This window comes from Nocardia brasiliensis NBRC 14402, assembly GCF_000308475.2.
In the GTDB taxonomy this organism is placed as follows: Bacteria; Actinomycetota; Actinomycetes; order Mycobacteriales; family Mycobacteriaceae; genus Nocardia; species Nocardia brasiliensis.
On the sequence record NZ_BAFT02000110.1, the window covers coordinates 395,596 to 415,293 of the forward strand.

At 67.5% G+C, this 19,698-nt stretch carries 15 protein-coding genes; 11 read left to right on the forward strand and 4 right to left on the reverse strand.

From position 1 onward, the window contains the following. Positions 1 to 59: 59 nt before the first annotated feature. The 7 genes from TY25_RS38070 (at position 60) to TY25_RS38100 (ending at position 12,645) form a co-directional block, all read left to right on the forward strand. Positions 60 to 2,117, forward strand: a complete 2,058-nt coding sequence (locus TY25_RS38070; protein ID WP_088606979.1) for a bifunctional copper resistance protein CopD/cytochrome c oxidase assembly protein — start codon at positions 60 to 62, stop codon at positions 2,115 to 2,117. 167 nt (positions 2,118 to 2,284) lie between these two features. Beyond that, positions 2,285 to 3,238, forward strand: a complete 954-nt coding sequence (locus TY25_RS38075) for a serine/threonine dehydratase (RefSeq protein WP_042264935.1) — start codon at positions 2,285 to 2,287, stop codon at positions 3,236 to 3,238. A 367-nt stretch (positions 3,239 to 3,605) separates the two neighbouring features. Next, positions 3,606 to 4,100 carry a single-stranded DNA-binding protein gene (locus TY25_RS38080; RefSeq protein WP_042264682.1) on the forward strand — a complete coding sequence of 165 codons (495 nt, stop codon included), beginning with the start codon at positions 3,606 to 3,608 and terminating at the stop codon, positions 4,098 to 4,100. A 314-nt stretch (positions 4,101 to 4,414) separates the two neighbouring features. After that, entirely contained in the window at positions 4,415 to 6,091 is a 1,677-nt protein-coding gene (ettA, locus tag TY25_RS38085; RefSeq protein WP_014982533.1) for an energy-dependent translational throttle protein EttA, read from the forward strand. A gap of 453 nt (positions 6,092 to 6,544) precedes the next feature. Then, entirely contained in the window at positions 6,545 to 11,497 is a 4,953-nt protein-coding gene (locus tag TY25_RS38090; protein ID WP_042264684.1) for an NAD-glutamate dehydrogenase, read from the forward strand. 8 nt (positions 11,498 to 11,505) lie between these two features. Further along, complete coding sequence (locus TY25_RS38095) at positions 11,506 to 11,964, forward strand: acyl-CoA thioesterase (RefSeq protein WP_256656734.1); 459 nt, start codon at positions 11,506 to 11,508, stop codon at positions 11,962 to 11,964. A gap of 15 nt (positions 11,965 to 11,979) precedes the next feature. Further along, positions 11,980 to 12,645, forward strand: a complete 666-nt coding sequence (locus TY25_RS38100; RefSeq protein WP_042264687.1) for a DUF8185 domain-containing protein — start codon at positions 11,980 to 11,982, stop codon at positions 12,643 to 12,645. 59 nt (positions 12,646 to 12,704) lie between these two features. On the opposite strand, the gene TY25_RS38105 is transcribed toward TY25_RS38100, so the two are convergent. Next, positions 12,705 to 13,016: an AzlD domain-containing protein gene (locus TY25_RS38105; RefSeq protein WP_042264689.1), complete on the reverse strand. Its 312-nt coding sequence runs from the start codon at positions 13,014 to 13,016 to the stop codon at positions 12,705 to 12,707. Further along, the gene (locus TY25_RS38110; RefSeq protein WP_042264691.1) at positions 13,013 to 13,756 is read right to left on the reverse strand and encodes an AzlC family ABC transporter permease; all 744 of its coding nucleotides are present in this window, start codon (positions 13,754 to 13,756) and stop codon (positions 13,013 to 13,015) included. The genes TY25_RS38105 and TY25_RS38110 overlap by 4 nt, the downstream gene beginning before the upstream one ends. Before the next feature lie 80 nt (positions 13,757 to 13,836). Here TY25_RS38110 and TY25_RS38115 point away from each other — a divergent pair, with 80 nt between their 5' ends. After that, a complete protein-coding gene (locus TY25_RS38115; RefSeq protein ID WP_042264693.1) occupies positions 13,837 to 14,406 on the forward strand; it encodes a helix-turn-helix domain-containing protein in 570 nt (189 codons plus the stop codon). 31 nt (positions 14,407 to 14,437) lie between these two features. Here the strand turns inward: TY25_RS38115 and TY25_RS38120 are convergent, their stop codons facing one another. Continuing rightward, entirely contained in the window at positions 14,438 to 15,142 is a 705-nt protein-coding gene (locus TY25_RS38120; protein WP_172595765.1) for an HNH endonuclease, read from the reverse strand. Between the two features lie 326 nt (positions 15,143 to 15,468). Between TY25_RS38120 and TY25_RS38125 the strand changes: the two genes are divergently transcribed. Further along, a complete protein-coding gene (locus TY25_RS38125; RefSeq protein WP_042264695.1) occupies positions 15,469 to 15,897 on the forward strand; it encodes a globin in 429 nt (142 codons plus the stop codon). A 145-nt stretch (positions 15,898 to 16,042) separates the two neighbouring features. After that, the gene (locus TY25_RS38130; RefSeq protein WP_370466222.1) at positions 16,043 to 17,644 is read left to right on the forward strand and encodes a glycoside hydrolase family 13 protein; all 1,602 of its coding nucleotides are present in this window, start codon (positions 16,043 to 16,045) and stop codon (positions 17,642 to 17,644) included. Here the strand turns inward: TY25_RS38130 and TY25_RS38135 are convergent. Then, a complete protein-coding gene (locus tag TY25_RS38135; RefSeq protein WP_042264699.1) occupies positions 17,641 to 18,096 on the reverse strand; it encodes a MarR family winged helix-turn-helix transcriptional regulator in 456 nt (151 codons plus the stop codon). The genes TY25_RS38130 and TY25_RS38135 overlap by 4 nt on opposite strands. Positions 18,097 to 18,159: 63 nt before the next feature. Here TY25_RS38135 and TY25_RS38140 point away from each other — a divergent pair, with 63 nt between their 5' ends. Further along, a complete protein-coding gene (locus TY25_RS38140; protein ID WP_042264701.1) occupies positions 18,160 to 18,528 on the forward strand; it encodes a VOC family protein in 369 nt (122 codons plus the stop codon). Positions 18,529 to 19,698: the final 1,170 nt, after the last annotated feature.

Genomic DNA, 19,698 nt, shown 5'->3' on the forward strand with positions numbered 1-19,698 from the left:
ACAATATCGGCCCAAACCCGGCGCGGCCACGCGATAACACTGGAACTACGCTCAGTCGTATGTCGTCTGCGCTGGACCCGTCCGCTTCCCCCGATCTGGAAAGCAACCGGCCGGCGGCGACATACGCAGTGGTGATCGCGCTTTCCGCGGCGATCGCGGCGGTGGTCGCGGCACTCGTGGTGGGCCTGTCCGCGGCGCAGGCGCTGAGTTTGCTCGGCATTCCGGATCCCGGCGCGTTGACCACCTACGGGCTGCCCGCGGTGCGCGCGCTCGCGGATCTGTCCGCGGCGTTGACCGTCGGCTCGCTGCTGTTCGCCGCGTTCCTGGTGCCGCCGCAGGCGAGCGGGCTGCTGGACGTGGGCGGCTATCGCGCGGTGCGGCGCGCCTCGAACTTCGCGCTGCTCTGGGCTTGCTGTGCGGCGCTGCTGATTCCGTTGACCGTGTCCGACACCACAGGACAGCCGGTGCGCGACACGCTGGACCCGGTGGGGCTGTGGCGGGCGATCGATCAGATCGAACTGGCGGGCGCGTGGCGCACGACGGTGCTGTTCGCGTTGATCGTCGCGGTCGGCGCCCGGCTCGCGTTGCGCTGGGGTTGGACGCCGGTGCTGTTCGGCGCGGCGATCGCGACGATGATGCCGCTCGCGCTGACCGGTCATTCCTCCTCGGGCGGCGCGCACGACGTGGCCACCAACAGCCTGATCCTGCACCTGGTTTCGGCCGCGGTATGGGTCGGCGGCCTGTTCGCGCTGCTGGCACACGCCCGCCGCGGCGGCGCGCACACCGATCTGGCCGCGCGGCGCTTCTCCCTGACGGCCACCTTCGCGTTCGCCACGATCGGGGTGAGCGGGGTGATCAACTCGTGGGTCCGGGTGCCCTGGGACGAGCTGTTCACCAGCACCTACGGCAGGCTGGTGCTGGCGAAGGCGGCGGCGCTGGTGTTGCTCGGGCTGTTCGGTTACGCGCAACGGCGGGCCGCGCTGCCCGCGCTGGCAGCGGACCCGAAAGACCGCGGCGCGCTGATCCGGTTCGCCGGAGTCGAGGTGCTGGTGTTCGCCGCGACCATGGGTCTCGCGGTGGGCCTCGGCCGGACGCCGCCACCGCCGCCGACCAGCATCCCCACGCCCGCGGAGGTGGAGCTCGGCTACAACCTGGCCGGGCCGCCGACGGTCGCGCGCATGCTGTTCGACTGGCGCTTCGACCTGATCTTCGGCACGTTGGCGATCATCCTCGCGATCGGATATCTGCTCGGCGTGCGCAGGTTACGGGCCCGCGGCGACGCCTGGCCGATCGGACGGACCATCGCCTGGCTGTCCGGCTGTGTCGTGTTGCTGCTGGCGACCTCGTCCGGGGTGGGCCGGTACGCGCCCGCGATGTTCAGCGTGCACATGGGCGCGCACATGGCGCTGTCCATGCTGGCGCCGATCCTGTTCGCGCTCGGCGGCGTGGTGACACTGGCCTTGCGCGCCCTGCCACCCGCGGGCCGCGGCGGGGCGCCGGGACCGCGCGAGTGGATTCTGGCCGCGGTGCACAATCCGGTATCGCGGTTCCTGACCCACCCGATCGTGGCCTCGGTGATCTTCGTCGGCGGGTTCTATGCGCTGTACCTCGGCGGGATCTTCGACACGTTCGCGGATTCCCATGGGGCGCATCTGCTGATGAACCTGCACTTCCTGCTCAGCGGCTACCTGTTCTACTGGGTGGTGATCGGTATCGACCCGAAACCGCGTCAGGTGGAACCGCTGACCAAGCTGGCCATGGTGTTCGGTTCGCTGCCGTTCCATGCGTTCTTCGGGATCGCGCTGATGAGCATGACCACGGTGCTCGGCGGCTGGTTCTACCGCGGTCTCGGACTCGGCTGGAACGGTGACCTGCTGGGCGATCAACGCACCGGCGGCAGCCTCGCGTGGGCGAGCGGCGAGGTGCCGCTCGTGGTGGTGATGCTCGCGCTGCTCATCCAATGGTCGCGCAGCGATAAGCGATTGGCGCAACGCACCGATCGAGCCGCCGACCGCGACCACGACGCGGACCTCGCCGCGCACAACGCGATGTTCGCCGAACTGGCCAAACGTGATCGGGGACCACAGAAGTCGGCGGGCGATCCGGCACAACCGTGATTTGAGTGGCACAGTGTGTTCCACTGACACAGTGTCCTGCGAAGGCAATCGTGCGAAATCCGTCTTGCGGGGTGGTGCTCCACGATCGGGCGCTGTGCTGTCGGACATGGTTGTGCAGTCGTGGTCGAGTCGAATGTGGTCAAGGTGTGGTTGTGAACGAGCGTTCCATGGTCTTCCCCGAGCACGACCACATCGACCGCGTGCACCGATCCGATGTGCGGGCCGCGCGCAAGCGGCTGGCCGGACGTACCCGTAAGACCCCGGTCTTCCACACCTCCGTCGCCGGACCGGACGGTCCGGTGCCGGTCACGATGAAGCTCGAATACCTCCAGTACGGAGGCACTTTCAAGGTTCGCGGCAGCCTCAACGCGTTGCTGGCGGCGCCGGACTGCGCCGAGCAGGTGGTGATCGCCTCGGGCGGGAACGCGGGCATCGCCGCCGCCCTGGCCGCCGCGCAGCTCGGAAAGTCTTGCACGGTGGTCGTTCCCGAGTCGGCGCCGCACACCAAGGTCGCCGCGATGTGGTCGCACGGCGCCGAAGTGCTCTGGCATGGCACGACTTACACCGAGGCGCTCGACTACGCCACCGAACTGGCGGTGGAACGCAAGGCATTGCGTCTGCATGCTTACGACCTGGCCGCGGTCGTCGCCGGGGCCGGCGTGGTCGGGCTGGAGCTCGAGGAACAGGTGCGGGGGCGGCCACCGGTGCTGGCCGCGGTCGGCGGGGGTGGGCTGATCGCGGGGATCGCCGCCGCGATCGGCCGGCGCCAGCAGATCATCGGCGTCGAACCGGAGGGGATACCTACCCTGCACGCCGCGCTGGGGGCGAACCGGCCGGTCGAGATCGCGGTGTCCAGTATCGTGGCGGAATCGTTGGGCGCCACCAGGATCGGCGATATCGCGATGGACGTGGCGCGCCGGCACGAGATCCGCTCGCTGCTGGTCACCGACGATGCGATCACCACCGCGAGGGACTATCTGTGGCGTGAGTTCCGGATCGTGGTGGAACTGGCCGGCGCGGTCGCACTGGCGGCCGTGCAGAGCGGGGTGTACGTCCCGGCTCCTGGGGAGCGGCCCGTTATCGTGCTGTGCGGGGCGAATACGGATCTCGCGGCGCTCTAGCTCCGAACGCGAGAGCGGTCGCGGTTGCGCGGTCGGTCGCTGCTGCGGGTCGGCTACGGTTGCGAGGTCGGCCGTGAGCGTGAGGTCGGCTGTGAGCGTGAGGATCGGGCGCGAACGCGAGTCGGCTGTGAGCGCGAGGTCGGCCGTAGGCGCGAGGGTCGGGCGCGAGCGCGAGGTGGGCCGTGGGCGCGAGGATCGGGCGCGAACGTGAAATCGCCTGCGAAGCAACGGTTATCCACATCCGGGAAAGTTGTGCACATTCTCGGCTCGCACCGTCCGATCGGCCGCCGGATCGGCGACGCTGGTGGCATCCCACCAAGGGGCGGAAGTTCCCGGGCAAGCGGGCGGAATGCGAAGGGGCGTCACCATGTACGAGGCGAATACGACCGTGATCGGCACGATCGTGAACAATCCGGTGAAGCGGGATCTGCCGAACGGCGAGCAGATGCTGACCTTCCGGATGGCCAGCAATTCACGCAGACTCGACCACGCGACAGGGGAGTGGGTGGACAACGGTGCGCTGTTCCTCACCGTCTCCTGCTGGCGTCGTTTGGTATCGGGCGTCGATGTGTCGCTGCACCGCGGCGACCCCGTCCTCGCCCACGGCCAACTGCGCTCGCGCGAATACCGCGGCAGAGACGGCGTAGAGCGCCGCGACCTGGAAATGCGCGCCACCGCAGTAGGCCCCGACCTCGCCCGCTGCACCGCCCAGGTAACCCGCTGGTCCGCAGACCGCTGGTCCGACGACCAACCCCCACAAGAATTCTCGGTCGCCGAGTCCGGCGTCCTCTCCGCCCCCCTCCCACCCACCCAACCGCCCCAACTCCTCCCACACGACGAAGCCGTCCCCGCCCCGGTCTGATCACCCGCCAACTCCGCCCGCTCCGGTGGCATCGCAACTGCGGCCGGCGCGCGGCTGGGACGGCTCGGCGACGTATCTCACCGCCCATCTGATGCCGTCCAGTCACGGCCGTGCGCGCGGCGATCGGCGCGGTGTTCAAGGCTTCGGGCGAGGCTGAGACGGCCCGCCGGCGGCATGGTGACTCCGGCGACGCGGATCCCGGTGGGGGTGGGAATCTCGGTGATCAGGTGCTGGTTGAATGTACGGGCCCGTGAGCTGCGAGGGTGGGGCAGTGGGGCGTAATCGTTGATCCCCTTACCGATAGGCTTCCCTGTATGGCTGAGTTCATTTACACGATGAAGAAGGTTCGCAAGGCGCACGGCGACAAAGTCGTGCTCGACGATGTCACCTTGAACTTCCTTCCCGGCGCCAAGATCGGTGTCGTCGGCCCGAACGGTGCTGGTAAATCCAGTGTCCTGAAGATCATGGCCGGACTGGACCAGCCGAACAACGGCGACGCGTTCCTGGCGACCGACGCGACCGTCGGCATCCTGATGCAGGAGCCGGCGCTCAACGAGGAGAAGACGGTCCGCGGCAATGTCGAGGAGGGCCTCGGCGAGGTCAAGGTGAAGCTGGATCGCTTCAACGAGATCGCCGAGCTGATGGCCACCGACTACTCCGACGAGCTCATGGATGAGATGGGCAAGCTGCAGGAGTACCTGGATCACGCGGACGCGTGGGACGTCGACTCCCAGCTGGAGCAGGCCATGGACGCGCTGCGCTGCCCGCCGCCGGACGAGCCGGTCACCAACCTCTCCGGTGGTGAGCGCCGCCGCGTCGCGCTGTGCAAACTGCTGCTGAGCAAGCCCGACCTGCTGCTGCTCGACGAGCCCACCAACCACCTCGACGCCGAGAGTGTGCTCTGGCTCGAACAGCACCTGGCCGCGTACGCGGGCGCCGTCCTCGCCGTCACGCACGACCGGTACTTCCTCGACAACGTGGCCCAGTGGATTCTCGAACTGGACCGCGGCCGCGCCTACCCGTACGAGGGCAACTACTCCACCTACCTGGAGAAGAAGGCCCAGCGACTCGAGGTGCAGGGCAAGAAGGATCAGAAGCTGCAGAAGCGGCTCAAGGACGAACTGGCCTGGGTGCGCTCGGGCGCCAAGGCGCGGCAGGCGAAGAACAAGGCGCGCCTCGGCCGCTACGAGGAGATGGCGGCGGAGGCCGATAAGCACAGGAAGTTGGATTTCGAGGAGATCCAGATTCCGGCGGGCCCGCGCCTGGGCAACGTGGTCGTCGAGGTCGAGCATCTGGACAAGGGTTTCGGCGATCGGCAGCTGATCAAGGATCTGTCGTTCACGTTGCCGCGCAACGGCATTGTCGGCGTCATCGGCCCGAACGGTGTCGGTAAGACGACGCTGTTCAAGACCATCGTCGGCCTGGAAGCGCCGGACAGTGGCACGGTGAAGATCGGCGAGACGGTCAAGCTGAGCTACGTCGACCAGAACCGCGCGGGCATCGACCCGAAGAAGAATGTGTGGCAGGTGGTTTCCGAGGGCCTGGACTTCATCCAGGTCGGCAACCAGGAGATGCCGTCGCGGGCCTACGTCAGCGCGTTCGGTTTCAAGGGCCCGGATCAGCAGAAGCCCGCGGGCGTGCTCTCCGGTGGTGAGCGCAACCGGTTGAACCTGGCGTTGACCCTCAAGCAGGGTGGCAACCTGATCCTGCTCGACGAGCCGACCAACGACCTGGACGTGGAAACGCTCGGCTCGCTGGAGAACGCGCTCGAGCAGTTCCCCGGTTGTGCCGTGGTCATCTCGCACGACCGCTGGTTCCTGGACCGGACCTGCACCCACATCCTCGCGTGGGAGGGCGATTCGGACAGCGAAGCCAAGTGGTTCTGGTTCGAGGGCAACTTCGAGGCGTACGAGGCCAACAAGATCGAGCGCCTCGGCGTCGAAGCGGCTCGCCCGCACCGCGTCACGCACCGCAAGCTCACTCGCGACTGATACCGGTCGTCTCGGGGTAGGTGCGCCGCGCACCTACCCCGGTGAGTGATACCGAAAGTACTCCCAACGCACTGTCTCGGATCCGGCACAACGGCGACCGGCCCGCGCACACGACCCGCGCGGATCTCGCTAGGGTGGGATACGTGAATGCGAAGGCGCAGTTCGAGCAGTCGGCGGTCCGCACCGCCGAGGTGGTGGCCGAGCTGAACCGAGGTGCTTCGGCCCCGTTGCCGCCGCGGAAAGCACCTGTCGCGCACACCTGACGTTCGTGGGTCCGAACGATGCTGTGTGCCGAGATCATCCGTTCGAGATCGGCAATCGCGTGGCGAACACGGCGGTTGTGGTGAACACCCCAGGATTGGAAGGGATTTCACCCCCGCGTCTTCGACGTACAGCTACTCTCGGACCGGCGTCGCTTTGTTACGGAACCGAATCCGAGGAGTTGGCGAAAAAATGACGGTCTCGTCCGAATTGTCCAGTGCGGCGTGGGCCGCTGGTTTGCCGCAGGCACTGCGCGGCGAACTGGCGACCCTCGAGGAGGCGTATTTCCGCCACGTCGACGCTGGCGATGTGGACTGCGCGATCACCGGCATCACACAGATCTTCCGGCGGCACATGGAATTGGCCATGCACCGTCCGGCCGGCCGGGCACTAGTACGGGTGTACCACCCGGATGACAGCTCCGGCCTCGGCGCGGCGGTACAGGTCGTCACCGATGACATGTCGCTGCTGGTCGAATCGGTCACCGCGTCGCTGAGCAGGCTCGGCGTGAGCGTGAGCGAAGTTATCCATCCGATTTTCGAGGTCGAGCGCGACGCGGACGGACGCCTCGAACAAGCCGCCCCGCACGAGGTGGACGGCAACGGCACGGCCGGACTGCGCGAGTCGTGGATGCATCTGCAACTGCACCCGGCCACCAGCCGGGCGCAGCTGAGCCGGATCGAATCCGGCCTGCCGAATGTGATCGCCGACGTGCGCCAGGTCATCGGCGACACAGAAGCGATCAAAGACGTCCAGAGCAAGCTGGCCGAGGACCTGGAGTTGGCCGCGAAGTCCGGCAAGGCGCCGTTCTCGGATACCGACCTGATCGACACCGCGAACCTGCTGCGCTGGCTGGCCAGCGGAAACTTCACCGTGCTCGGGTACGCCCGCTACCGGCTGAGTTCGGACCAGGAACAGCAATCCTCCAACGCGTTGCCCGGCACCTGCCTCGGCGTGCTGCGGCCCGACGTCGGCACCGATTTCCAGGTGCCGATCAACGCGCTCGACCGGCCGCTGCTGATCCTGACCCAGGGTCTGGTCCCGGCCACCGTGCACCGCTCGGTCTACCCGTACTTCATCGGGGTCGCCGATTTCGACGAGTCCGGCACCATCGTCGGCGAGCACCTGTTCATCGGCGTTTTCACGGTCACCGCCGTGCACGAGAACGTGCTCGACATCCCGGTGATCGAGCGGCGCGTGCGCTCGGTGATCGAGGAGAGCGGGTTCGATCTGGACTCCTTCTCCGGGCAAGCGATGCTCGAGGTCATCCAGTCCTTCCCGCGCACCGAGCTGTTCTCCTCCGACGACGACACGATGCGCAAGACCGCCGTGGCGGTGCTGAACATCGGCCTGCGCCGGCAGGTGCGGTTGTTCCTGCGCGCCGACGGCTACGGCCGCTTCGTGGCCTGCATGGTCTACCTGCCGCGTGACCGGTACACCACCCGGGTGCGCCTGGAAATGCAGGAGATCCTGGTTCGGGAACTGGGCGGTGTCGATATCGACTACTCCGCCCGGGTCGCCGAAAGCGATTTGGCCAGTGTGTATTTCACCGTGCGCATGCCCGCGGCCGAGCACGGCGCCCCGCGCTACGCGGCGGCACCGGCGGCGGACACCTCCGAGGCCAACCGCCTGCGCATCCAGGGCCTGCTCGCCGAGGCGAGCCGCACCTGGGAAGACCACCTGAACGACGAGGTGAGCACCTCGACGATGCTGGACCCGGCGGTGGTGCAGCGCTACGCCGTGGCCTTCCCGGACGCCTACAAGGAAGATTTCGAAGCCGACCGCGCGCTGGCCGATATCGTCCGGCTCGAGCACCTGCGCGACGGCGGCATCGACCAGTACCTGTACCGCAATGCGGGCTCGGATCCGGGGAGCTGGCGCTTCTCCCTCTACGTCGGGGGCGCGGGCATCTCGTTGAGCCAGGTGCTGCCGGTCTTGCAGAGCCTCGGCGTCGAGGTCGTCGACGAGCGGCCCTACCAGCTGGAGCTGGAACCGCAGCCGGGTGGCGACCCGAGCAGCGGCGGCGAGCGCTGGATCTACGACTTCGGTCTGCTGGCCCGCCCGGAGTTGCTGCGCAGCGCGCTCGACCGGGACCTGGACGCGGAACTGCTGGAGTCGTCCAAGCGCGCCGCGGTGCTCGAGGCCGAAGTGCGCGGCCTGCGTGAGCGGTTCACCGAGGCGTTCGAGGCGGCCTGGTACGGCCGGGCCGAAGCCGACGGCCTCAACGAGCTGGTGCTGCGCGCCCGGCTGCCGTGGCGTGCGGTCTCGATCCTGCGGGCCTACGCGAAATACCTGCAGCAGGCGGGCTTCCCGTACAGCCAGGCGAACATCTCCCGGGTGCTGCTCACCTATCCGGATGTGGCGCGGCTGTTCGTCGACCTGTTCGGTGCGCGGTTCGACCCGGACACCGTTTCGGCCGAGCACGCCGCCGAACTCGAGACCCAGGTGCGCGGCCGGATCGACGAGGTGGTCAGCCTGGATGCCGACCGCATCCTGCGCGCCATCCTCAACCTGATCCGGGCGACGCTGCGTACCAACTACTACGTAACCGACGCCGAGGGCATGCCGCGCGACTACCTGTCGATGAAGGTCGAGCCGCGCGAGATCAGCGAATTGCCCAAGCCGCGGCCGCAGTTCGAGATCTTCGTGTACTCGCCCCGGGTCGAAGGTGTGCACCTGCGGTTCGGTCCGGTCGCGCGCGGCGGGTTGCGCTGGTCCGACCGGCTCGAGGATTTCCGCACCGAGGTGCTCGGCCTGGTCAAGGCGCAGGCCGTGAAGAACGCGGTGATCGTCCCGGTCGGCGCGAAGGGTGGCTTCGTGGTGAAGCAGCCGCCGGCCGCCACGGGTGATCCGGTCGCGGATCGGCAGGCCCTGGGCGCCGAGGGCGTCGCCTGCTACCGGACCTTCATCTCCGGCCTGCTGGACGTGACCGACAACGTCGATCGCGCCACCGGCAAGGTGCTGCCGCCGGCCCGGGTGGTCCGTCGCGACGGCGACGACACCTACCTGGTCGTCGCCGCGGACAAGGGCACGGCCACCTTCTCCGACATCGCCAACGACGTGGCCAAGCGCTACGGCTTCTGGCTCGGCGACGCGTTCGCCTCCGGTGGTTCGGCGGGCTACGACCACAAGGCGATGGGCATCACCGCCAAGGGCGCCTGGGAGAGCGTCAAGCGCCACTTCCTGGAGATGGATATCGACACGCAGACAGAGGATTTCACTGTCGTCGGTATCGGTGACATGAGCGGTGACGTGTTCGGCAACGGCATGCTGCTCTCCGAGCACATCCGCCTGCTCGCCGCGTTCGATCACCGGCACATCTTCTTGGACCCGAACCCCGACACGGCGGCGTCCTACGCCGAGCGGCAGCGCATGTTCCAGCTGCCGCGCTCGTCGTGGGCGGATTACGACGCCAAGCTGATCAGTGCCGGCGGCGGCGTCTGGGACCGTACGGTGAAGTCGGTGCCGATCAGCCCGCAAGCGCGAAAGGCCCTGGGCCTCGGCGACGATGTGGAATCGCTGTCGCCGCCCGAGCTGGTGCGTGCGATCCTGCTCGCTCCGGCGCAGCTGCTGTGGAACGGCGGCATCGGCACCTACATCAAGTCGAGCACCGAATCCAATGCCGACGTCGGCGACAAGTCCAACGATCCGGTCCGGGTCAACGGAAACCAGTTGCGCGTCAAGGTGATCGGCGAGGGCGGCAACCTGGGTGCGACGGCGCTCGGCCGGATCGAGTTCTGCCGCAACGGCGGCAAGATGAACACCGACGCGCTGGACAACTCGGCGGGCGTCGACTGCTCCGACCACGAGGTCAACATCAAGGTGCTGCTCGACGGTGTCGTCAGCAGCGGCGAACTGGCGGAGCCGGATCGCAACCCGCTGCTCGCCTCGATGACCGACGAGGTCGCGCAGATCGTGCTCGAAGACAATGTGGCGCAGAACTTCCTGATGGGTATCTCGCGCACCGACGCGCCGCAGATGCTGAACGTGCACATGCGTCTGATCGACGATCTCGAAGAGCGTCGCGGCCTGGACCGCGAACTGGAGGCGCTGCCCTCCGAGGCGCAGATGCAGCGCATGCTCGAGGAGGGTGTGGGCCTGACCTCGCCCGAGCTGGCGAATCTGATGGCGCACGTGAAGCTTTCGCTCAAGGCGGACCTGCTCCAGACGGACCTGCCGGACAGCGCGTACTTCACCACCCGGCTGCCGGACTACTTCCCGACGCCGCTGCGCGACCGGTTCGGTGCGGCGATCAAGAAGCACCGGCTGCGTCGCGAGATCCTCACCACGATGATCGTCAACGAGATGGTGGACTACGGCGGCATCACCTACGCGCACCGGTTGAGCGAGGAGACCGGCGCCACCGCCACCGACTCGGTGCGCGCGTTCGCGGCGGCCACCGAGATCTTCGGCCTGCCGGAGATGTGGGCGCGGATCCGGGCGGCCGACGCCACCACATCGGTGCGTGACCTGCTGGAACTGGAGACCAAGCGCACGCTGGACCGGGCGTCGCGGTGGTTCCTGAGCAACCGGCCGCAGCCGATCGCGGTCGGCGCCGAGATCAACCGGTACTGCCGGGACGTGCAGGAACTGGCGCCGAAGGTGCCGGGCTGGCTGCGCGGGCACCACGTCTCGACGCTCACCGATCAGTCGGCCGAGCTGATCGCACGCGGGGCGCCGACCGACCTGGCCACCGAGGTGTTCGGGCTGCTCAACCTGTTCCCGCTGCTGGACATCGTGGATATCGCCGATATCACCGATCGGGACGGCGACGAGGTCGGCGCGCTCTACTACGCGCTGAACGAGCACCTCAAGATCGACTGGTTGTTGCAGGCGGTCAGCCACCTGGAACGCGGCGACCGCTGGCACTCGCTGGCCAGGCTCGCGCTGCGCGACGACATGTACGCCTCGCTGCGCTCGCTGACCCTGGACGTGCTCTCCGCCGGAGACCCGGAGGAGAGCGCCGACGAGAAGATTGCATACTGGGAGTCGAAGAATCAGTCCAGGCTCGGGCGTGCCCGTGCCGCACTGTCGGAGTTGTTCGAGTCCGGAACCCACGATCTCGCCACGCTGTCGGTTGCAGCGCGGCAGGTGCGAAGCATGGTGAGCGGGGTGGGCGCCCAGTCGGAGGTAGCAGCACGGTGACGAGTCCGTTGAACGGTCACGGGAAGGCGCAGGGCGGCCAAGCCGTGCTGCCCAAGCGTTTCCACACCCAGGTCGAGGTCAGGTGGTCGGACATGGATGCTTTTCAGCATGTGAACCATGCCCGCATGGTGACCCTGCTGGAGGAAGCGCGCATCCCGTGGCTGCTCGAGCCGGGCCGGCCGACCGCCGCGCTCGGCACGGGCTGCGTCCTCGCCGACCTGCGGGTCCGTTACCGCGGTCAGCTGCGGCACGAGGACACCCCGCTCGATATCGCCATGTGGATCGAGCAGCTGCGGGCCGTCGACTTCACCATCGGCTACGAGGTGCGGGCCGCCGCCGCGGCCCCGGACTCGCCGCCGGCGGTGATCGCATCCACGCAGATCGCCGCGTTCGACATGCAGGCGCAGCGGTTGCGCAGGCTCACCGATGACGAGCGGGATTATCTCGCGCAATGGCGTAACGACTGATCCAGCACAGTCGTGATGTCAGAACAACGTGTGTTGCACGTGTCCGATCCGGCGGAGCGGGAGAATCTCGCGACGTTCCTGACTCGGTCCGTGCGGCTGGACCCCGCGGCGGTGGTACGTATCCGCCGCCGCGGGGCGCAGTACGTTTCGGCCTGGGTGGCAACGGGTTTCGAGACGCTCGCGGTGCGCACCGTGGTCGCCGAACTCGGGGTCGACGATGTCACCGTCGACGCCGAGCTGGTGTTGACCGGTCTGGGCTCCGGCCTGCCGATCGATCTCGGGTACTCGATGGATTCCGCCTGGCGCGGGGCGCTGCCGCCGCCGGACGGTTTCGCGCACATCGATGACGTTCCGGCCCGCACCCTGGTCGAACTGGCCGAGCAAGGGGCGCAGTTGGCGAAGGAGCACGGCAGCAGCCACGGCCCGCCCGCCTCGCTGCTCGACCAGACGGTGCTGACCGTGTCCGGGGCGGGCACCCAGGTGCAGGTTCCGATGCGGGTCGTCTTCGCGCTCACCGCAATGGATTTCATCCCGCATTCGGGCGACAAGGCGGACTCTCGGCGGATCATGCCCACCGAGATCGTCCGGGTCCGGGCCAGCCGCACCTGGCTGCGCATAGACGCTCGCTACGGCTCGGTCGCCCGTCGCCTCGGCGGCGGTATCTCCCTGTCTCCGAGCTGATCGCGCGTACCCGAGCAGTCGGGGCACCGAATGCTCGGGTGCGCAACGGATCTCGTCGATCAGGCGACGCCGAGGAAGCGTAGCAGCGCGGTGGTCCCGGCGGCCGCGAGGATGATCACCAGGATCGGCAACTTGCGCCAGGCCAGCACTCCGGCGACGAGAACGCCTGTGGGTAAAGCGAATCCGAGGTGACCGGTCCCTGCGGGTAGTGCGGTCACCGCCACGAGTGCGGCGAGCAGCACCACCGCGCCGACCTCGAGGACGCGAACGGTTCGCGCGGGGAAGCGAATACGTTCGCGCAACGCCGGCCCGGCCCAGCGGAACGCGAAGGTGCCCGCGGCCAGCGCGAACATTCCGGCCACCAGCATCATTCGCACTTCGCCTCCGAATTCGTGAATGTGCGTTCGGGTACCGTGACCGCCTGCTCCGGCGCGGGTGTCTCGTCGTCTCGTCGCGGTATCGCTACCAGCACGCCCAAAAGTGCCACCAGCACCGGCATTCCGGCGGGCAGGAAGGGCGCGCTGGTCAGGGCCAGAGCCACACCGACCAGCACTGCGCGCAACGTCGCGCGGTCCGCCAGCGACGGAATGACCAGCGCGAGCAGTACCGCGGGAAACACCGCGTCGAGCCCGAGGATCGAGGTGTCGGGCACGACCGACCCGATCAGCGCGCCGATCGCGGCGCCGCTCGGCCAGGCGAGCAGCACGCCGAAACCGGTGGCCCAGTAGGCCGCACGCTTACGTTCGGCATCGGGTTGGGCCAGAGCCATCGCCACGGATTCGTCGTTCATCAGATGCACGCCGAACATTCGGCGCCAGCCGGTCCCGACCACGTCCGGCACCGACAGTCCGTACGGCAGGTGCCGGGCATTCACCACCAGTCCGGCGAGTACGGCCGCGATCGGGCTGCCGCCCGCCGCGACGATCCCGATGAACAGGAACTCGGCGCCGCCCGCCAGCACCATGAAGCCGAGGGCGATGGGCAACCAGGCCGGTAGGCCACTGGTCACTGCGGTGGCGCCATACGAGACGCCGATCACCCAGACCGCGAGGACCACCGCCGCGATCCCGGTGCACGTGTCCCGGCCGAGTGTTCGCCATATCGAACGCATGTTGTTTATAGTGAACATGGTCGTCCGGTTCGTCAATATGGTTTTCTGTTGAGCGGTCTGCTACGTGACGGGAGTTGGGGATGGCGCAGGACGAACCGACGGTGACGACGCCGCAGGCGATGATCGCGGTCGCGCTGCGACGCGAACGCGCCAGGGCCGGGTTGTCCCTCACCGAGGTCGCGAGCCGCGCCGGGGTCGCGAAGTCCACACTGTCGCAATTGGAATCGGGCACCGGCAACCCGAGCATCGAGACCCTCTGGGCACTGTGCGTCGCGCTGGACATGCCGTTTTCGCGCCTGCTCGATCCGCCGCGGCCGCGGGTCCAGGTGATCCGGGCGGGGGAGGGCCCGGTGCTGGCCGCCGAACGTTCCGACTATCGCGCCACGCTGCTGGCGGCCAGTCCGCCGGGTTCGCGCCGCGACCTGTTCCGGGTGACCGCCGAGCCGGGGCATGCGCGCAGCTCCGACCCGCATATGCCGGGCGTGGTCGAGCACGTCCTGCTCGCGGCCGGCCGCGCTCTGGTCGGCCTGTCCGACGAGCCCGTCGAATTGCACCCTGGTGACTACACCTCGTATCCAGGCGATCTGCCGCACGTCTTCGAGGCGCTCGAGCCTGGCACCTGGGCCGTGCTGGTGAACGAATACCCGTGAGCCACTGGCGGGTTCGCCGATTACGGGGCGGTCAGGCCGCGCCCTCGCCGAGGTACTGCAACCAGACCGGGTCGAGATCGGCCGTCGTGGACAGCAACCTCCAGTGCGGACCCTTCGGCGAGACGAGCGGCGAACGCAACGTCCACCCCAGTTCGCTCAGCAGTTTGTCGGCCTTGCGGTGATTGCACGGCGCGCAGCTGGCGACGCAATTCTCCCAGGAGTGTTCGCCGCCCCGGCTGCGCGGAATCACATGGTCGATGGTTTCGGCTTTGCTTCCGCAGTAACCGCAGCGATAGCGGTCGCGATGCATGAGGGCGGCGCGGGTCATCGGGACACGGGCCCGATACGGCACGTGGACATAACTGCGCAGGCGGATCACCGAGGGAATGGTCACGGCGGATTCGGCGGAATGGACTACCGGACCTTCGGCGTCATGGTGGACGGTGTCGGCTTTGTCGCAGATGAGCAGGACGATCGCGCGGCGCGCGGACAGGGCGGTGAGCGGCTCGTAGGTGGCGTTCAGCAGCAGCACCCGGCGCTTCAACCAGCTCGGAGTCTCACTGGGCGGCGGTGCGCAGCGGTGCGCATGATCGGAATGACCGTGATGCGCGCCCGGATAATGATCGGACAAGATATGCAGCGGAGTAGCCCCCGACCCACGATTGTGGACGTCGGCGGGCTGGAGTTGTCGGTGTGTCCGCGCCTCGTGTGACCTGGCGCTGTGCCGCTGCTTCATCTGGACCTCAATTTCATGATTGGCAGGATCATGCTGTTAGCTCGGCAGAGATTGCCACTCAGTTGACCATGGAACGACGGCCATTGCACGGTGATTTTCAACAATGTCCGGTTAACTGTGGCTGAAGAGCCACCGCTCCGCGATTTTCCACCGCCGGAAACGGCCATGTGGGCGGGCTTCAAGGCCCAGTACGGAGCGCTCAGGCCGCACTTGCCGGCGCCGGTGCTCAGCTGAGGAGTTATCGGCTTCCGGGATGGGGGCAAGGTGACGGTGGGCTCGGGAGGCCGCACAATGGTTGTGGCGCATCCAGCGAATCGAGAGGGTCTATGACTTCGGGCGAGCAGGCAGCAGCGGCAACGGCGGGCGAGCCGACGACGTCGTTCTACGAGGCGGTCGGCGGGGCGGAAACGTTCCGGCGGATCGTCGCCTCGTTCTACCGCGAGGTGGCGGCCGACGAGGTGCTCCGCCCGCTCTACCCCGAACAGGATCTCGGCCCCGCGGAACGCAGGCTGCGCATGTTCCTCGAGCAGTACTGGGGCGGTCCGCGCACCTACTCCGAGGAGCGGGGTCATCCGCGGCTGCGGATGCGGCACCATCCGTTCGTGATCGGGCCGATCGAGCGCGACGCGTGGCTGCGGTGCATGCGAATCGCCGTCGCCGAGATCGAACCCGAGCTGCTCGACGACGAGCATCGTAAGGCCCTACTCGACTACCTGGAGATGGCGGCGAATTCGCTGATGAACGCACCCTGGTGAGGTCGTTTCGCGCGCCCACCCCTACGGCCCGAGGTAGTTCCCGTCCTGGCCGGAGTGTTCGCGCGCTCGCTGGCAATTTGCCCGAAGTCGAGATTGCTGCTCCGCCTAAGGGTTTTTACCGTAGATCTTTGGCACTATTGGCTGTGTGACTGATACACCAGCCGGGCCGGCGACGGTGGATCGCACCACCCAACCATGGTGGCGGTCGGCCGTGTTCTACCAGGTATATCCCCGTTCCTTCGCGGATTCCGACGGCGACGGCGTCGGTGATCTCGGCGGGATCCGGGACAAGCTCGGCTATCTGGAACTGCTGGGCGTCGACGCGCTGTGGGTGTGCCCCGTGATGCGGTCACCGATGGCCGACGGTGGCTACGACGTCGCCGATCCGCGCGATATCGATCCGATGTTCGGCGGCTTGGCCGCGATGGACGAGCTGATCGCCGAGGCGCACTACCGCCAGATCAAGATCACGATGGACCTGGTGCCGAACCACACCAGCAGCGAGCATCCGTGGTTCCACGCGGCGCTCGAGGCGGGGCCGGGCAGTCCTGAGCGGGCCCGCTATATCTTCCGCGACGGCCGCGGGCCTAATGGTGACGAACCGCCGAACAACTGGCCGAGCATCTTCGGCGGGCCGGCCTGGACCAGGGTTCGCGAGTCCGACGGCAGGCCCGGCCAGTGGTACCTGCACATCTTCGCGTCCGAGCAACCCGACCTGAACTGGGAAAACCCCGAGGTGGCCGCCGATTTCGAGAAGACGCTGCGCTTCTGGCTGGACCGCGGCGTCGACGGCTTCCGGCTCGACGTGGCGCACGGGATGGCCAAGCCGGAAGGCCTGCCGGATATGGCGAAGGTCACCTCCGCGCTGCTCGTCAACGATGACGACGATCTGCGTTTCAACAATCCGGCGGTGCACGAGATCCACCGCCGTATTCGCAAGGTGCTCGACGAATACCCCGAAGCGGTGTCCATCGGCGAGGTGTGGGTCAACGACAACGTCCGGTTCGGGGAATACGTCCGCGCCGACGAACTGCACTTGGCGTTCAACTTCCGGCTGGCCGAGACCACGTTCGACGCGGACAGCGTGCGCGACGCGATCGACAATTCGCTCGCCGCGGTCGCTCCGGTGGCGGCCGTGCCCACCTGGACGCTGTCCAATCACGACATCAAACGTGAGGTCACCCGGTACGGCGGCGGCCCCGAAGGGGTGGCACGGGCCCGCGCGATGATCATGCTCGAACTCGCCCTGCCCGGAGCCGTATTCATCTACAACGGTGCGGAACTCGGCCTGCCGAACGTGGACGATCTGCCGGACGAAGTGCTCCAGGATCCGGCGTGGGAGCGGTCCGGGCACACCGAACGCGGTCGCGACGGTTGCCGGGTGCCGATTCCGTGGGAGGGCAACACGCCGCCGTTCGGATTCACCACCGGCACACCGTGGTTGCCGATGCCGGTCGGCTGGGCGGACCAGACGGTCGAGGCGCAGTTGGAAGAACTCGGTTCCACCCTGTCGCTGTATCGGATGGCCATCGACCTGCGCAGCATGCGGCCGGAGTTCGCGGGGGACCGGATCGAGTGGTACGGCAGCCCGCCCGGCTGTCTCGCCTTCCGCCGCCCGGGTGGACTGGTCTGTGTGCTGAACGCCTCGAACACGCCGACCCAATTGCCGCCCGGCGACGTGCTGCTGGCCAGCATCCCGCTCGACGGCGGTCACCTTCCGCCGAACGCCGCGGCCTGGCTGGTCTAGCGATTCGTCGCGTCGCCCGCGCGCAGGGAATGGATCATGCTCTGCAAGATCCGGAACGCGCCTGACTGCTCGGTGTCGCTCAGCCCGGCCAGCATTCTGAGTTCGACGGAACGGACCGCGGCGGACGCCTGCTCGAGGCTTCGCCGTCCACGGGGGGTGAGCCGTGTGGGCAGCACCTTGCCGACGGGCGCCGCCGCGGGCCTGGTCACGTAGCCGTCGCGTTCCAGAGCTTGGAGCAGCACGTTCATCGTCTGCCGGGTGACGAACGCGCCCCGTGCGAGTTCGGAGTTCGACAGGCCCGGTCGTTGCGCCAGCAGCTCGAGGCAGGAGTAGTGGGTCACGCTCATTCCGAGTGGGCGCAGCACCTCCTCCATCGCCGTGCGGAGCGCACTCGATGCCTCTTTCAACAGGTAGCCCAGTGACGTCTGCAGGTCGACCCCGTCTTGACTCATGTCAGTATTCTGACATAGGTTGAGTCGTGTCAGAAGACTGACACACAACGAAGGAGCATCATCATGCCCGTCACCGGCCCCGACTTCATCTCGCTCCAAGCGCGCGACCTCGCGGCGTCGCAGGCGTTTTACGAGCAGTACCTCGGCCTCGTCCGCTCCGCGGCCGGACCGCCGCACGCGGTCGTCTTCGAGACGAAGCCGATCGCGTTCGCACTCCGCGACCTCGTTCCCGGCACCGATCTCGCCTCCGTGGCGCAGCCCGGCATCGGGGCCGCGATCTGGTTGCACGCCACGGATGTCCAAGCGATCCACGATGCGCTCGTCGCCGACGGGCATACGATTGTCGCCGCACCGATCGACGGGCCGTTCGGCCGGACCTTCACCTTCGCCGATCCCGACGGTTATCAGGTCACCCTGCACGACCGGGCTTGATGGTCGCGATCGAGTATGCACAGCCGAGTGGGAATGCAAATGCAATTGCAAAATCACTGGGTAACAATGGATTTGTTGGAATTCCAAACGCGTCCATCTACGGTCCAATGAACTCTGTGGACGGTGCGCGATAATAAATGAACCTGCAGGTAGGGCCCTCGTTTGGACCGAGTTGTACATGAATTGTGTTCGGCGGGGGCATCTTCGGGTCAATAGGGCTGGATACGGTCGGTCGAACCGTGAAAGAATTGGCGCTGCCTTCGACTGACGTATTCGTGAACCACAGCGTGGAGTCCGTGACGCAGGAAGATCGCTTCGCTCGACCGGTGCATCGTGGCCCGCCGCGTACCGCGGTCGGCCGCGATCCCGCCGCCCGCAGAACTCCTTGCCGGACTTGAGGAGTGCTCGTGACCATCGACGGTCTGCTATCCACGAACGTCGGCGCGACGGCCGGACGGCGGTGCGCCGCATCGCCCGAAGCCCTGGATCATCGGCATCGCGACCGGTGAACACGGCGACGTCCACCGCAGTCCGGGAAGCCCTCGATGCCCTCGAGCTCGAAGCGGAAACCCCCGAGGAGTTCTTGGCGATCCTGCGCGCCGCACATACCGCATCCGGCCTGACCCCCGGCCAGCTCAGCTCCTACGCCGGCATCTCCCGCAGCACCGTCTACAACTGGCTGCGACCCGGCTACACCGCGCTGCCCCGCAACCGCGTCCAAGTCGAGGCGATCTTCCGCTACTGCAAACTCACCCCCGACCAGCTCGTCCACGTACTGGCGCTGTGGGAGCGACTCGACGCGGCACGTGCCAAGCCCACCCCGCCTGCGCCGAAGAAGGTGAAAGTCCAAGTCGCGCAGGAGGGTGGCGAGGTGGGCTCAGGGACGGTGACGATGGACTGTGCGTCGGCGTTGCCGAGTTCGGTCAGTTCCGCGCCGTCGCAGCCGGGGCGCGGGTCGGCAAGTCCGGTTGTGACGCGGGCGAGTGTGGTGTCGGAGCTGCTGAGTTCTACACCGGATGTTGTCGGTCCCGTGTCGGCACAGCTGGGACGTGGGCGGGAGCCGACAGGTCCGTTCGCGACGTCGGGGAGCCCTGTGCAGGTGTCGCCGAATCCTGTTCAGGCGCTGGCCGACCCTGTGCAAGAAGCGGCGAGTCTGATCGCGGTGCCGCC

Bases quoted from the DNA above. Each gene is read 5' to 3' on its own strand.
- TY25_RS38070 (WP_088606979.1), top strand. From the start codon at position 60: ATGTCGTCTGCGCTGGACCCGTCCGCTTCCCCCGATCTGGAAAGCAAC.
- TY25_RS38075 (WP_042264935.1), top strand. From the start codon at position 2,285: ATGGTCTTCCCCGAGCACGACCACATCGACCGCGTGCACCGATCCGAT.
- TY25_RS38080 (WP_042264682.1), top strand. From the start codon at position 3,606: ATGTACGAGGCGAATACGACCGTGATCGGCACGATCGTGAACAATCCG.
- ettA (WP_014982533.1), top strand. From the start codon at position 4,415: ATGGCTGAGTTCATTTACACGATGAAGAAGGTTCGCAAGGCGCACGGC.
- TY25_RS38090 (WP_042264684.1), top strand. From the start codon at position 6,545: ATGACGGTCTCGTCCGAATTGTCCAGTGCGGCGTGGGCCGCTGGTTTG.
- TY25_RS38100 (WP_042264687.1), top strand. From the start codon at position 11,980: ATGTCAGAACAACGTGTGTTGCACGTGTCCGATCCGGCGGAGCGGGAG.
- TY25_RS38105 (WP_042264689.1), bottom strand. From the start codon at position 13,016: ATGATGCTGGTGGCCGGAATGTTCGCGCTGGCCGCGGGCACCTTCGCG.
- TY25_RS38110 (WP_042264691.1), bottom strand. From the start codon at position 13,756: ATGCGTTCGATATGGCGAACACTCGGCCGGGACACGTGCACCGGGATC.
- TY25_RS38115 (WP_042264693.1), top strand. From the start codon at position 13,837: ATGGCGCAGGACGAACCGACGGTGACGACGCCGCAGGCGATGATCGCG.
- TY25_RS38120 (WP_172595765.1), bottom strand. From the start codon at position 15,142: ATGAAGCAGCGGCACAGCGCCAGGTCACACGAGGCGCGGACACACCGA.
- TY25_RS38125 (WP_042264695.1), top strand. From the start codon at position 15,469: ATGACTTCGGGCGAGCAGGCAGCAGCGGCAACGGCGGGCGAGCCGACG.
- TY25_RS38135 (WP_042264699.1), bottom strand. From the start codon at position 18,096: ATGAGTCAAGACGGGGTCGACCTGCAGACGTCACTGGGCTACCTGTTG.
- TY25_RS38140 (WP_042264701.1), top strand. From the start codon at position 18,160: ATGCCCGTCACCGGCCCCGACTTCATCTCGCTCCAAGCGCGCGACCTC.